The following is a 12,872-nucleotide window of genomic DNA, read 5'->3' as shown; positions in this document are numbered from 1 at the left end:
GACTGAAAGTGAAACTGAACGTATCGCCGACGGTACGACTCTCACTCCTCGAGATGTTCGACGCGGGCGAACCTGCCAGCCCGGAAGCCGGTGACGACGGCGACGACGGTACCGACGAAGAGCGCCAGTCCGAGTCCGATGACGTAGACCTCGAGCGGGGTAGAGAGGACGTCTTCGAAGCCGATGACCGACCGCGAGAAGCGGTTGAGTCCGCCGACGGCAATCGGGGTCGCCGCGAGGCCGACGAGACCGCCGAGGAGACCGACGACGACGCCCTGGGTACCGACCGTCCCCGCGAGCAGCCCTTTCGAGAGGCCGACGGCCCGCAGCGCCGCCAGCTCTTCGCGCTGCTGGGCGGTGACGAGCGCGAACAGGTTGGTCGTGAGGACGAGGCCGCCGACGACGGCGAGGCCGACGAGCGTGACGCCGCTCGCGAGGACGAGCGGGCGTTCCTCGAGGAACGCGCCCATCTGGTCGTCGCTCGATCGGACGTCGTACTCGGGGTACTCCTCGTCGAGTTCGGCCGCGACCTCGTCGGCGTCGGCGTCGGCGTCGTCCTCGAGTGCGGCGGTGACGAACGTCGCGCGGTCGGTGCCAGTGGTGCCAGCGAGGGCCTGCAGGTCGCCCAGCGGGACGGTCACGGTTTCCGACCCGAGGAACTGCGAGTAGTAGTCAGAGGTACCGACGACGGTAAACTCGTGGTCGGGTGCGGTCTCTCGGCTGGTGCCGACGTAGATGGTATCGCCGACCTCCACGCCGAGTTCGTCTGCGACCGCGGGGTCGAGCACGATTTCCTCGGTCGTCGGTTCGTTCGATCGGCCGTTCTCGTAGACGTCGTCGAAGGTGTCGAAGCCGCCCCCCTCCTCGAAGTCGAATCCGTCGTGGGTCGCCTGGACGCCGACGGCGGATTCGCGCTCGAGGTCGTCCGGGTCGGTGCCGACGTAGACGTCGTGCATGGCGATGGGCGCGGCCGCGCGGACGTCGTCGCGTTCGGCGAGTTCGACCGACAGCTCGTGGGAGCCAACGATCGGGTTCTCCGCGCCGCTGGTCGCGGGATCGACCGGATCGCTCGAGACCCAGACGTCCCGGTCTGCGTTCTCGAGGCCGTCTTCGCCCATGGCGACGACGCCGACGCCGAGGCTGGCGAGGACGGTCACCGAGAGGACGGCGAGCGCGACGGCGAGGACCGCGAGGGTCGTTCGTGCCGGTGATCGCCGAAGGGATGCCAGCGCGATGCCGACGGCCGCGCGCCACCTGACGGTGCTGCGTGGGCTCATCGACCCACCTCCTCGAGGACGTTCGTGCGGGCGGCGATCACGAGCGGATAGGGGATCGCGACCAGTCCGGCGACGAGTGCGACGCCGACGGCGTAGGGAACGAACACCGGGTGCGCGAGGGCGATCGTCCCGGGGGCGATCGTCGCGCTCGCGACGGCGTTGACGGCGTAGATGCCGACGTACCCGATCCCGGCCCCGATCAGCGCCCCACAGACCGTGGTGAGCAGCGTCGAGACGGCGACGACGGTCAACCGGCCTCGCTGAGGGATGCCGATGGACTCGAGGACCGCGAGCGACCGGCGGTCGTCGTCGACGGTCATCCCGGCGGTGGTGGCGACGAACGATGCACAGAGGACGATCCCAACGAGGGCAGCCAGCAGGCTGGCAGCGAGCGCTAGCGCGTCGTCGAAGAGTGCACTCGGGTCGACGCTCCCGGTCGATTCCACGCTGGCGTCTGGATAGGTCGATTTCGCGGCACTCGCGGCCCCATCAGCGTCGCCCCAGACGACGACGCGGTCGGCGAGTTCCCCCTCACTCGCGCCGGTGAACGACTGGAGTTCGCTCGCCTGGACCAGCGCGATCGGGACGTCCGTGTCGCCGTCGCTTTCGGCTTCCTCGACGGCGACGACCTCGAGACTGAGCGTCATCGTCTCACTGGCCGCTTCGGGTGCGGGAACGCCGAGTTCGTCGCCTTCGCTCGCCCCGAGTCGCTCGGCTGCGGCCTGTGAGAGGACGATCTCGCCCTGCGGCGGGCCATCGTAGTCGCCGTCGGCGTAGTGGGGGTCACCGGGCTCGAGGTCGTCGGTCGGGAGCCCACCGACGGTCCGGGACTGATCGTCGGCGACGACTCCGACGAGGAGGACGCGCTGTCGCTCGCCGTCGTCGACCGACTCGAGTGAGCCCGGTTCGGCCAGTACTGGCGAGGCGTGGTCGACCGCCTCGTCGTCTGCGATAGTCGCGGCTCGCTGGTTGGCCTCGCCGAGTCGCGGCCGTTCGACGCCGTCGACGGTCGAGAGAGTCGCACTGTCGTCGGGGACGATCTGTACCTCGGCGTCGGAATCGGCCGCCGCACCTCCGTCGGCCAGTGCGAGCGCAACGCCGGTGACAGTCAACAGGAGCGCGATCGTCGTCGCGACGGTGAGCAGGGTCGTCGCGACGCGCCGGCGTCTGGTGCTCGTGGCACGTCGCCAGAGTCGTGCGACCGACAGCGAGAGCAGCCCGCGCCAGCGCACCCGCCGCGTGCCATCCAGATCCGGGTCATCGGCCATCGTCGACCACCCGTCCGTCCCGAAGCGTGACCACCCGGTCGGCGACGGCCAGCGTGTCGGCGTCGTGAGAGGCAACCAGCACGGCACGTTCTTCTCCGAGCGCCGTCAGCAACTCGAGGACGTCGCGGCCGGTCTCGGTGTCGAGTTCTCCGGTGGGTTCGTCGGCGACGAGCACGTCGGGATCCGTCGCGAGGGCTCTTGCAATGGCGACGCGCTGTCGTTCACCGCCACTGAGTTCGCTCGGGAGGTGCGTCGTGCGATCCGCCAGGCCGACGGTCGCGAGCAATTCGCTTGCGCGCTCGCGTCGTCGGCGTCTCGGGACCCCGGCCTGCACCAGTGGGAGCGCGACGTTGGCTCGCGCCGACAGCGACGGCAGGAGGTGAAACCGCTGGAAGACGATCCCGACGTGTCGACGACGCACCCGCGTGCGCTCGCGATCGGTGAGCGCCGTGAGATCGGTCTCGAGGAGGCGAACCGACCCCGTCGTCGGAACGAGCAAGCCGGCGACGGCGTGGATGATCGTCGACTTTCCGCTGCCGCTTGGACCCTCGAGGCCGACGATTTCGCCGGGATCGACCGAGAGGGAGACGCCGTCGAGGGCCGTCACGGTTCGTTCGGGCCCGCGACCGAACCGCCCGCCTCCGGTGCCGTACTCGTGTGTGACGCGCTCGAGCGAGACGGGTGCCCGACTGGCCGGCGCTCGCTCGCTCTGGCTCGTCGTGGCAGTGCCCGAAACCCGCAGTATTCGGTTGATCATTGTCGGCCAGTCAACTCGGTCGAACCCGCCACGAGACCGGACATTGTTTCCCACAGGCTTCCGGGTGCCACGTCACGGTTAACGCGATTGCCTCACGCGGCAGCGAAGAAACGTCCCCGTACAGGAGAGTGTTCGACGGTCGTGAGTGACGATACGGATTGCGTACCGCGATTCTGGGCGACCACTCGAGGGACGTCGTCGGCGAACGGGTCGATCGAAATCGCTACGACGGGCCGGTTTGCACCCCGGATACCACGGACGCTGGTCTCTGGGTCGGCTGGACTCCCTGTCCGGAGAGCGTACAGCTGTCCCGTGATCGTCCACGGGGTCCAGCGGTGTCGTCAGCCCCGGTACGTCTCCTCGTTCGCGATGGCGACCCTCGTCCCGTCGGCGACTGCGTACAGCGTTTCGCCGTCGGCATCGCGCTCGACGGTGACGTTGCCGACGTCGACCGACTCGTTTGCGGCCGGGACGGGTGCACCCTCGAGCCCCTCTTCGACCGAGTCGCCAGCGCCGACGTAGAAGTCGCCGTCCTGCGGGACGACGGCCAGCCGCTGGCCTGCGACCTGCGGATCCGCGACGGCACCGCCGGACTCGAACGCGAGGCGCTCGTCGTCGGGGCCGGACAGGTGGACGTTGTACACCGTCTCGTTGCCGACGACGTCCCAGCCGGTCCGTTCGGCGTAGACCGTTTCGCGCCAGCCGGGGCCACCCACGGTAATCGATTCGTTCCCGCTAAAAGCGAGCTGATCGCTCGAGACCTCCTCGAGCCAGAGGTTTCGATCCGCACTCGAGACGATCACGCCGCTGGCCTCGAGCCCCTCGTCGCTCTCGATCGCCTCGATACCGATTCCGGAGACGAGCTGGTTGTCCGTCGATTCGGCGTACTCGACGGCGTAGCCCTCGATTTCGATCGCGGTTTCCGGATCGTGGGTCGGCTCTGCGAGGACGAACAGGTTCGTCGGCACGGCCATCCCGGCGAGAATCGCCACGACGAACAGGACGACGAAGAACGCCGCTCCACGGCGCGTACTCGGCGAGAGCGGCGGTCGGTCGTCCGTTCGACCGCCGGCAGCGAGGCTGGTCACCCGATCGAGACGGACTGCCGAGCGAGCCGACCCGAGGTCCGCGCTTTGTGCCAGTTCCAGCGGGCGCTCGAGCGGCGACGGTGGGTCCGTCGTCCGGCCCGCTTCGTTCCCCGGGAGTCGTTCGAGCGTCCGTCGCAGTCGGCCGTCGAGCCCCGGCGGCAACAGGGGCCGACTCGAGGCGACGATGGCGAGCGTGATGACGAGTGCGAGGATTGCGACGATCGCGAGTCCGGGACCCTGGAATCGCAGGAAGGTGTTACCCTCGCCGAACCAGTAGATCTGCCACAGCCCTTTCGAGATCGCAAAGAGCAAGATCGCGAGCCAGACGTGCAGTGGATCGGGTCTAACGGACCGCCGCTCGAGTACGAGCAACCCACAGACCAGTCCGAGGAAGAAGCCCAGAGCGTGACCCTGGATCGCGATCGTCGCCCACGACGGTGGCGACGGCGGGCTGGCTTCGGCGACGTAGACGAGCACTGGCGTCTGGAGGGCCCGGTAGGTGGTGAGGACGGCACTTTGCAGGAGCGTCGTCGCGAGGAGCGTGGTAATCGGGTAACGGACGATCGCGAATCCGGCGAAGGCGTAGACGAGTCCGGAGAAGCCGATGACCGGGCCGAGCGAGAACAGGCTGGTCACCAGCCCGATCACGACGACAGCGAGCGGAAAGATCACCGCTGCGCGAACCCAGGGGGTGACCCAGGCCGTCTCGAGAGCCCCTCCGAGCCCCGATCGGGTGCTCGAGTCGTCGCCACTGCGCGTCTGCGGGTAGTGTCCCCACGCGTACTCGGCGATCGGTGCGACGACGAGCGCACCGGCGACGTTCCCGAGCAGGTGGCCGAAGCTGGCGTGTGCGAACGATCCCAGCGCCATCCCGAGCGGCGAGAAGTACGACCAGGAACGGAACGGGAGCGACACCGGGTTCGACGGATCGGTGACCCCGTCCTGGACGAACAGGTAGACAGCGAGGACGATCGACAGCACGATCAGCGTCCCCCACGGGACGCCGTAGACCAGCCGAGCGGAGGCAACCTCGTACCAGCCTCGAGGCGGCTCCTGCAGCCAGCGGACGACGGCGATCGACCCCACTACCGAGAGTACCACGACCGCGGCGAGAACGGGGCCGACGAACGAGAGCATGTTCCAGTGGTTCGACGGAGGGGGTATAGTGGTTACTTTCGAACGAATCGGCGTCCCGTCTCGGCTCGCAGGCTGCGTTCGGCCGGCCACGACGGGCTTCGAAAGGTACAAGCGGATGACGAACGCAGTACGTCAGTATGGAACTGCGGGTCACCGAGAGCAGCGAGGAAGAACTCTCGATCGAGATCGCGGGCGAGGACCACACGTTCATGAACGTACTCAAGGGCACCCTACTCGAGCACGACGACGTTCGTGCGGCGACGTACGACGTCAACCCCGAGCAGTCCGGTGGCCAGACCGAGCCGATCCTGACGATCAAGACCGAAGGCGGCGTCGACCCACTCGACGCGCTCGAGGAGGCTGCAGCGGACGTCCGCGAGAAGGCAGTTACCTTCCGTGAGGCGTTCGAAGCGGCAGCCTGACCGGCTCGTTCTTACCGCACTCGATCATTCTCGATCGCTCTCGATTCTGCCGGTGCTCTCACGGTTCATCGTTCGTCATCGCTCTCCCAGTAGTCGACGTCGGCGTCGAGCGGATAGTACCCGTGCAGGGATCGTTCGCCCCGGCCGCCTGGCGGTGAACCGACGAAGACGCCGAGTTTCTCTCGCTCCGGGTAGACAGTTACGTCCGGCTCCACCATCGTCGATATCGCAAGGTATCGCAGGGGGTCGTTGGAATCGTTGCACACCCGGTGACCGCCGGATTCGTCGGCTGGACACGCGACGAAATCCCCGGCCTCGAGTGCGTGCGTCTCGCCGTCGAGTCTGAGCGTTCCGCTGCCCGCGAGGACGTACAACGCCTCTTCGTTCGCGGTGTGGTAGTGGTACGGCCACGCGCGCGATTCCGGCGGGAGTTCGTAGAGGCTACAGCCGAGTCGTTCCGAATCGGCTGCCTCGCCGAGTCGTTTCCGCCTGAACGTCGCGTCGTCCTCGTCGTATTCGGCCCACTCGAGGTCGGTTTCGTTGACCTGGCCCATACCGAAGGCAGGATGGCGAGCGTGGTAGTTTTCCGTCGCCATCTTCAGGCGGGACGCCGGGAAACGAATGCCTTACTCCTCTCGCTCGAGCGAGACGAGGCCTTCCGTGGAGTTGACGTTCACGCGGTGGTCTTCGCTCACGGTGAGGCGGATGCGGGCGAACGCGACGTCCTCGTCGGGGCGGTCGACGACGACTGCCGAGTGACGCGTCGTGTAATCGTGGGTCTGGACCTGCGGGTCGGTGTAGTAACCGTGGAGGTCGATCGCGCCGTCGTCGTCGGGTTCCTCGACGCGAACCCACTGGTGACGAACCGAACTCGAGCCCCAGCCAGATTCGACGACCACGACGACCTGCTCGTCGAAGTCGACGGCCTCGAGTACGGTTCGACCGTCCTCGTCGGCTCGGTCGAACGAGACGTCCGTCAGGTCGTCGTCGTCCTCGAGGAGGTGGACGGCGAACTCGCCGTCGACCGGCGCAGGTTCGGGCTCGGATTCCGAGGGAGCGTTGGTCGGCGGTTCCTCGGCGGGGTCGGTCACCGAATCGTCGGCACCCTGTTCGTCACCGTCGCTAGCGGAATCGTTGCCCGCGGCGTCCTCGGACGACGGTTCGACCTCGAAGCCACCGGCCAGGGTCGGCTCCTCGAGGGAGACGCCGTGGATGGCCTCGAACTCGAGGGTCGGCTCGGTTTCGATGTGCTCGCCGAGGTAGTGGTCGTTCCACTCGTCGGGGTCGTCCTCGGGTGGCTCCGGTGAATCGATCTCGTGGGGTGGCTCGTCGACGCGCGGCTCTTCGGTGAGCCGGTCGTCGCGTGGCTCTTCACCGTCGCCAGCGCCGTCTTCGTTGCTCGAGTCGTCTTCGCCGTTGGGTCCGGCGTCGTTCCCGCTGGTTGCGCCGTCGTCGAGACAGCCTGCAGCGAGGAGGGCAAGCGTTCCTGCAGAACCGGTCAGGAGCGTGCGGCGAGTGGGGGTGTCCATATTCGTTCGTTCTTCCGTGGGGGCATATGCTTTCAGCTAGGTGAAGGAGCGATTTCACTCTGTCAGGTGGGAGCTCCTGCCAGCAGTGGCCGATCGGACCCGTACGCCGGCCGCCGAACTCACTGCGCGACGTAGACGACGAACAGCGTCCCGTCGTGATAGTGCAGGTCCACGCCCTCGGCGTCGTACTCCTCGCCGAGCACATCGTCACCGCCAGCATCCACCAGCGCGTCGGCGACCACGCCGGCGAGTTCGGTTTCGCCCTCGTAGCCACCGAGGTCGGTCTCGAGTCCGACGACCTCGAGTGCGAACGGCTCGTTGGGGTCCAGGCCGAATTCACGCGGGTCGACTCCCTCGGCGTCGGTGCCGGTCTGTTCGCGGACGACGTTCCGGTTGTAGAACTCGGCGAAGCCGGCGAGCCCGTCGTCTGCCGTCCGTTCGACCTCGCGGTCGGCCTCGAGCTGGGCGTAAATCTCTGCTTCCGTGGTTTCGAACTCGAGACCGGCCGCTGCGTTCGCATCGCCCGGAGCGTCGGGTGGCGACGGCTGGCCGATCCCCGGCAGGATAGACGGCGGGATAATGCCCGTCACGAACAGCGCGAGGACGATGGCCACGACGGCGAAAACGGGCAAGTAGGGCCGGGCGACCTCGAGCCAGCTCGGGGTCTCGAGTTCGCTGTCGACCTCGTCGTATGTCTGTTCCCGTTTCTCGAGGTCGTGGTTGCCACAGCGAGAACAGGGCGGATTGTTTCGCACGTGGTCACGCCCGCAGTTCTGGCACCGCCAGACGTAGGTGATGCCAGTGTCGACGGTACCGTCGTCTTCGTCGGGATCGGCACGGACGACCGCCTCTTCGAAGACGTTGTGGCCGCACTCGTCACAGGGCGGATCGTTCGACTCGTGTGGTTTGCCACACCACGTACACCGCCACTTCACTGGTAGTAGGGCACGACTGCGTGGCTATAAGCGTACTGAAACCCTGCCCCGAAAACGCCGACGTCGTCAGAGCCGAACCGGGACGTCGCGCTCGTCGAGGTACTCCGTTTCCACCTTTTTGCACTCGGGTTCACGATGTTCACCACTCGCGCAAAAATCTGGACCAAAATGCCGCTCGCTCACTCCGTTCGTTCGCGGTTCAAATCCGAACCGGGACGTCGCGCTCGTCGAGGTACTCCGTTTCCACCTTTTTGCACTCGGGTTCACGATGTTCACCACTCGCGCAAAAATCTGGACCAAAATGCCGCTCGCTCACTCCGTTCGTTCGCGGTTCAAATCCGAACCGGGACGTCGCGCTCGTCGAGGTACTCCTTTACCTCCTCGATCGAATACTCGTCGAAGTGGAAGATGGAAGCGGCGAGTCCGGCGTCGGCACCGGCCTCGGTGAACACCTCGTACATGTGCTCGGGGCTGCCGGCACCCGAGGAAGCGATGACGGGCGTGTCGACGGTCTCACAGACGGCCTTCGTCAGCGGGACGTCGTAGCCGTCTTTGGTACCGTCTTTGTCGATCGAGTTGACGAACAGCTCGCCTGCACCGCGGGACTCGGCTTCTGCAGCCCACTCGAGGACGTCGATCCCGGTTCCCTCCCGGCCGCCTTTCTTCGTGCACTCGAACCAGCAGGACTCGCCGTCGACCTCGACGTAGTGTTCACCGTCCTCGTCGAACCGGCGTCGGGCGTCGACGCTGATGACGATGCACTGGCTACCGAAGGCCGCTGCGCCCTCGTTGACCAGTTCCGGCCGCTCGAGCGCGCCGGTGGTGATCGAGACCTTGTCCGCGCCCGCGCGGAGGGTCTCCTTGATGTCGTCTGTCGTGCGGATGCCGCCGCCGACGGTCAGGGGGATGAAGACCTCGTCGGCGACGCGTTCGACGACGTCGAGCATGGTTTCGCGCCCGTGGGCCGAGGCGGTGATGTCGAGGAAGACGAACTCGTCTGCCCCGGCTTCGTTGTACGCGCGGGCCATCTCGACCGGGTCGCCGGTGTATTCGAGGTCCTCGAAGTGGACGCCGGTGTAGACCGCCGGGTTCCCGTCGTCGTCGACGTCGACGTCGATACAGGGGATGATTCGCTTCGTCAGTGCCATTTCTTGCACGACCGTTCGCACCCCGGGTAGTAAAGCCGTCTGGATCGGGCAGCTTCGCTTACGCGAGCAATGATCCGCGATAGGACCTCACGGCGTCGGAGAGCACCGAGAGCCGCGCGTCGAGGCTGACGTAGTCGCGGTACTCCGATCCAAGGGAGTGGTTCGTATCGGGGCTGCGCTCGATTCGACGATCGATTCGGTCGTCGAGCCATTCCAGTTCCTCGAGCGTGCTCGCGAGCAGTTCGGAACCCGGTGATGGGCCTGTAATCGACTCGAGAGCATCCTCGGCAGCCTCGATCGCCGACTCGCGTTCGGCCCGAATGTCCTCGGCCGAAAGTGGGTGACCGAGTTCTCCGTCGTCGATCCGCTCGCGAACCCGTTCGAACGCTCGCCGGTGGGTCTCGAGTCTGAGCGCGGCATCCAGGCCGTCTCCCGGTCGATCCTCGTCGGCGGCCTCCGCGAGGTCGTCCCGGGCCTGATAGAGCGGCCAGAACGAGTCGTAGACGAGTCGCTCGAGCAGGTGATCGTCCTCGAGGTCGGCGTCGACGAGGTCGTCGACCCAGCTGTCGTCGTAGCTGTCCGGAAGGTCGAGTTCGTCGGCGTAGTCGAGGGCGTCGGTGACGACGCGTTCGAAGACGTCCGATAGATCGGTCGGCGATTCGAGTGAGTCCTCGTACCGCTCGTCGAGGTGCGTGTGCACGTCGTCGGTCGCGGCGGCGTGTTCGAGACCTCCGGCGGCCTCGCCGAGGTCGAGTACCGTGGTCGCGTCGGCGATCGAGACGTGCTCGACGCGCCGGGCTGCACGCTCGAGGTCCGATTCGGCGGTGGTTGCGACCAGTGCGCCACGCAACCGTCCCACGTCGGTGTCTTCGCCCAGATACTCGAGGGCTGTGAGCCCCCCTTCGAAATCGGCGACGTCGCCGTGCTCCGTTCGAAGCTCGTCTGCGATCGACTCGTCGTCGATCGCCGCGTACGCGACCGCAGCCTCCCGAGCCGACTCCCGGGCGTCGACCGTTGCCCGGAACGCGTGGTACCGGTCGTCGGCGGACAGGTCGGTCGGATCGATCGCCGCAACCGTTCCGTCGTCGGTGTAGTCTGTGAGCGCGTCGGTGGCGTCTTCTCGCGCCCGGTCGATCTCTTCGCGAATCTCGCCGTTCGGGACGTGCTCGGCCTCGAGCGGGTCGGGAACCGCCGCGAGCAGGTCGACGGTTCGCTCGAGGGCCGACTCGAGTGCTTCCGGCGAGGGATCGATCGGCGCGGGCGGGTCGGGGGCCGGCGCGTCGGCGGTGAGGATCGTCGCCGCCTCCTCGGCGGGGAAGGCCGTCGACGTCGATTCGTCTTCCCACGGCAGCCCGTTACAGCCGGCGACGGCGACGCTCGAAACGGCCGTGATCCCGGCGAGGAACCCCCGCCGTCTACATCCGTCGGTCATCGGTTCACCTCCTCGAATCGAGTGGGCGTGGCCGTCTCGTCGGCTGCAGCGCTCTCGTTCGTACCGTCCCCGGATGCAGCACCTGTGTCGGCACCCACGGTGTCGTCAACGTCGGCTGACGGCGGGCACGAGCCGGACATGCTGGACTGGCGACCCGAGGGCGGATCGTCGTACGGTCGGCCGAGCCGAACGACCACGGCTTCGACGACCTCGTGGTCGGTTTCACACGGCGTCGTCGGTGATTTGAGTGACCGGCAGTAGGCGGTCCTGACCGAGTCCTCACTCGCCTCCGCACCGAGGAAGACCAGATCGTAACAGTCGCCGATCGTTCGCTGGTCGACGAAAATCGACTGGGTCTCGAAGTCGGTTTCGTCGACGAACTGCTCGATAGTCTCCCGTTGTTCGGCGTTCCCGTCGACGTACAGTGCCGCGGCACCGTCGTCGTCGATGACGTGGAACGACCCGCGTAAATACTCGCGGTCGTCTTCCGGAACGTCGGCTTCGGATTCGAAGACGACGGGATCGGCGTCGTCGGCCCTCAGCGAGAGGACGTCTTCGTCGTCCTCGAGTTCGGTGTGACCGGGCGGCCTTTCTGCGGCGTCGTGAACCGATTCGTCGTCAGGCTCGTCGTCCGGCGCAGTCCCATCGGTCCCGGTACAGCCGGCGAGAGCCGTTCCAGCGGCGACGGCGAGGCTGCTCCCCGTCAGTGAGAGCACCTCACGTCTCGAGCGGTCTGTGGAGGGCATTCACTGCGAAATTCCACCCTCGTAACATAAGTTTCCGGGTTCCGGGCCGGGTCGCACACGTCGCTACCGCTCGCACGCGAGAGGTGCGTTTAAGGGCTCGAGCCGAGAACGAGCGAGTATGACAACGGAGACGGAAGAAGAGACGGGCGACGATACGGCAGCCGACGTGGGGCACGACCTCGACGCCCCGCGTGTGACGGCGCCGATGAGCGAGTACAGCTTTCGATCGGTCGTGATCGGCTTTTTCGTGCTTGTCGTCGGCGTTGCGGTTACGTTCGGCGTCCCGCTGCTTGCGGTCGGTCTCTGAACACGGGAGTGGTCGACTCGTAACTGAACTGAGACGGATTAGAAGACGTATTCGTCGTCGTGGCCCATCATGCCGTCGTCTTCGAAGCCGCCGGCACCGGCAGGGTCTTCGTCTTCCATCGGGCCGCTGGTTTTGTAGGCTTTGATCCCGGTCGACAGCAGGTCCTCGATCGCCTCCTCTCGGTTGACGAACTCCCCACGCTCGACCATCTGGGCGATCTGCATCTCGAGATGCTCCGGAATGGTGATCTCTATTTTCGGCATCTGATTCGGGTTTCGGTAAGGGGGTATTTAGGTCTGACGGGGACTATATTCGAGTCGAATCCGGTCCCAGCGGGTGATTTCTGACCCTCTCGAGATCGTGTGTTACCGGTCGCTCAAGGTCGTTCGATCTCACTCGAGGCCTGCCGTCGACCGACGACCCGGTGATGGGGTCGACCGTTCGTCGATCGCGTCGAACCGTTCCGATTATCGGTTGCCCATCATCGAGTCGATCGCGTTTTTCAGCGTGGTGCCGGGCTGGGTGATCGACTCGAGTTGCTGGCGCATCTTTCGCTGGTTGAAGTAGCTGGCGAACGCGAGGATGGTCGGTGGCCAGAGGCCGACGAAGAGTCCCCGCTCACGGTCTCCCCGGAGGAAGAAGTAGTACCAGGCGAGTCCGACCGAGGCGGCCGCCGCGAGAAACGCCGGCCCCATCGCCTGTTGGGTAACATCTTCGGCTGCCTGTCCGGATACCTCCTGTTCTGCGAGTTGCTGTTTGGACGCCATACACCCACAGCCTGGCCCAGCCAGACCAAAGTCGTGGCGAGGGTTTCAGCCGGTAGTCG

14 protein-coding genes are annotated in these 12,872 nt (G+C 66.4%); 2 read left to right on the top strand and 12 right to left on the bottom strand.

The features are described 5' to 3' along the window. Positions 1–41: 41 nt before the first annotated feature. The 4 genes from B1756_RS18680 to B1756_RS18665 form a co-directional block, all read right to left on the bottom strand. Positions 42–1,277: an ABC transporter permease gene (locus B1756_RS18680; protein ID WP_086889923.1), complete on the bottom strand. Its 1,236-nt coding sequence runs from the start codon at positions 1,275–1,277 to the stop codon at positions 42–44. Further along, on the bottom strand, positions 1,274–2,545 hold the full coding sequence (locus tag B1756_RS18675) for an ABC transporter permease (RefSeq protein ID WP_086889922.1): 1,272 nt from the start codon (positions 2,543–2,545) through the stop codon (positions 1,274–1,276). The genes B1756_RS18680 and B1756_RS18675 overlap by 4 nt, the downstream gene beginning before the upstream one ends. Then, on the bottom strand, positions 2,535–3,302 hold the full coding sequence (locus tag B1756_RS18670) for an ABC transporter ATP-binding protein (protein ID WP_086889921.1): 768 nt from the start codon (positions 3,300–3,302) through the stop codon (positions 2,535–2,537). Before B1756_RS18670 ends, B1756_RS18675 begins: the two co-directional genes overlap by 11 nt. A 341-nt stretch (positions 3,303–3,643) precedes the next feature. Beyond that, the gene (locus tag B1756_RS18665) at positions 3,644–5,527 is read right to left on the bottom strand and encodes a rhomboid family intramembrane serine protease (protein WP_086889920.1); all 1,884 of its coding nucleotides are present in this window, start codon (positions 5,525–5,527) and stop codon (positions 3,644–3,646) included. Positions 5,528–5,664: 137 nt separating this feature from the next. On the opposite strand from B1756_RS18665, the gene B1756_RS18660 reads away from it, so the two are divergent. Then, the gene (locus B1756_RS18660) at positions 5,665–5,949 is read left to right on the top strand and encodes a DNA-directed RNA polymerase subunit L (RefSeq protein WP_086889919.1); all 285 of its coding nucleotides are present in this window, start codon (positions 5,665–5,667) and stop codon (positions 5,947–5,949) included. Positions 5,950–6,014: 65 nt separating this feature from the next. Here the strand turns inward: B1756_RS18660 and B1756_RS18655 are convergent, their stop codons facing one another. The 6 genes from B1756_RS18655 to B1756_RS18630 all read right to left on the bottom strand — a co-directional run bounded on the left by B1756_RS18655 (position 6,015) and on the right by B1756_RS18630 (position 11,739). Beyond that, positions 6,015–6,503, bottom strand: coding sequence for a cupin domain-containing protein (locus tag B1756_RS18655; RefSeq protein ID WP_086890264.1), 489 nt, complete (start codon positions 6,501–6,503; stop codon positions 6,015–6,017). A gap of 72 nt (positions 6,504–6,575) precedes the next feature. Further along, positions 6,576–7,478, bottom strand: coding sequence for a hypothetical protein (locus tag B1756_RS18650; protein ID WP_086889918.1), 903 nt, complete (start codon positions 7,476–7,478; stop codon positions 6,576–6,578). A gap of 119 nt (positions 7,479–7,597) precedes the next feature. Further along, a complete protein-coding gene (locus tag B1756_RS18645) occupies positions 7,598–8,413 on the bottom strand; it encodes a hypothetical protein (protein ID WP_086889917.1) in 816 nt (271 codons plus the stop codon). A gap of 332 nt (positions 8,414–8,745) precedes the next feature. After that, positions 8,746–9,561: an imidazole glycerol phosphate synthase subunit HisF gene (gene hisF / locus B1756_RS18640; protein WP_086889916.1), complete on the bottom strand. Its 816-nt coding sequence runs from the start codon at positions 9,559–9,561 to the stop codon at positions 8,746–8,748. A gap of 58 nt (positions 9,562–9,619) precedes the next feature. After that, on the bottom strand, positions 9,620–10,993 hold the full coding sequence (locus tag B1756_RS18635; protein WP_086889915.1) for a hypothetical protein: 1,374 nt from the start codon (positions 10,991–10,993) through the stop codon (positions 9,620–9,622). Continuing rightward, complete coding sequence (locus tag B1756_RS18630) at positions 10,990–11,739, bottom strand: hypothetical protein (RefSeq protein WP_152031341.1); 750 nt, start codon at positions 11,737–11,739, stop codon at positions 10,990–10,992. The genes B1756_RS18635 and B1756_RS18630 overlap by 4 nt, the downstream gene beginning before the upstream one ends. A 118-nt stretch (positions 11,740–11,857) precedes the next feature. On the opposite strand from B1756_RS18630, the gene B1756_RS18625 reads away from it, so the two are divergent. Continuing rightward, positions 11,858–12,046 carry a DUF7550 family protein gene (locus tag B1756_RS18625; RefSeq protein WP_086889913.1) on the top strand — a complete coding sequence of 63 codons (189 nt, stop codon included), beginning with the start codon at positions 11,858–11,860 and terminating at the stop codon, positions 12,044–12,046. Positions 12,047–12,084: 38 nt separating this feature from the next. Here the strand turns inward: B1756_RS18625 and B1756_RS18620 are convergent, their stop codons facing one another. Then, entirely contained in the window at positions 12,085–12,309 is a 225-nt protein-coding gene (locus B1756_RS18620; protein ID WP_086889912.1) for a ribbon-helix-helix domain-containing protein, read from the bottom strand. Positions 12,310–12,513: 204 nt separating this feature from the next. Further along, a complete protein-coding gene (locus tag B1756_RS18615) occupies positions 12,514–12,813 on the bottom strand; it encodes a hypothetical protein (RefSeq protein WP_086889911.1) in 300 nt (99 codons plus the stop codon). Positions 12,814–12,872 lie beyond the last annotated feature (59 nt).

The sequence above is a fragment of the Natrarchaeobaculum aegyptiacum genome, from assembly GCF_002156705.1.
In the GTDB taxonomy this organism is placed as follows: Archaea; Halobacteriota; Halobacteria; order Halobacteriales; family Natrialbaceae; genus Natrarchaeobaculum; species Natrarchaeobaculum aegyptiacum.
The sequence above is the reverse complement of the archived record's forward strand: the minus strand, read 5'-3'. Positions and strand labels throughout refer to the sequence as shown.

Excerpts from the sequence above, each read along its gene's own strand:
- B1756_RS18680 (WP_086889923.1), bottom strand. The coding sequence starts at position 1,277 with ATGAGCCCACGCAGCACCGTCAGGTGGCGCGCGGCCGTCGGCATCGCG.
- B1756_RS18675 (WP_086889922.1), bottom strand. The coding sequence starts at position 2,545 with ATGGCCGATGACCCGGATCTGGATGGCACGCGGCGGGTGCGCTGGCGC.
- B1756_RS18670 (WP_086889921.1), bottom strand. The coding sequence starts at position 3,302 with ATGATCAACCGAATACTGCGGGTTTCGGGCACTGCCACGACGAGCCAG.
- B1756_RS18665 (WP_086889920.1), bottom strand. The coding sequence starts at position 5,527 with ATGCTCTCGTTCGTCGGCCCCGTTCTCGCCGCGGTCGTGGTACTCTCG.
- B1756_RS18660 (WP_086889919.1), top strand. The coding sequence starts at position 5,665 with ATGGAACTGCGGGTCACCGAGAGCAGCGAGGAAGAACTCTCGATCGAG.
- B1756_RS18655 (WP_086890264.1), bottom strand. The coding sequence starts at position 6,503 with ATGGGCCAGGTCAACGAAACCGACCTCGAGTGGGCCGAATACGACGAG.
- B1756_RS18650 (WP_086889918.1), bottom strand. The coding sequence starts at position 7,478 with ATGGACACCCCCACTCGCCGCACGCTCCTGACCGGTTCTGCAGGAACG.
- hisF (WP_086889916.1), bottom strand. The coding sequence starts at position 9,561 with ATGGCACTGACGAAGCGAATCATCCCCTGTATCGACGTCGACGTCGAC.
- B1756_RS18635 (WP_086889915.1), bottom strand. The coding sequence starts at position 10,993 with ATGACCGACGGATGTAGACGGCGGGGGTTCCTCGCCGGGATCACGGCC.
- B1756_RS18630 (WP_152031341.1), bottom strand. The coding sequence starts at position 11,739 with ATGCCCTCCACAGACCGCTCGAGACGTGAGGTGCTCTCACTGACGGGG.
- B1756_RS18625 (WP_086889913.1), top strand. The coding sequence starts at position 11,858 with ATGACAACGGAGACGGAAGAAGAGACGGGCGACGATACGGCAGCCGAC.
- B1756_RS18620 (WP_086889912.1), bottom strand. The coding sequence starts at position 12,309 with ATGCCGAAAATAGAGATCACCATTCCGGAGCATCTCGAGATGCAGATC.
- B1756_RS18615 (WP_086889911.1), bottom strand. The coding sequence starts at position 12,813 with ATGGCGTCCAAACAGCAACTCGCAGAACAGGAGGTATCCGGACAGGCA.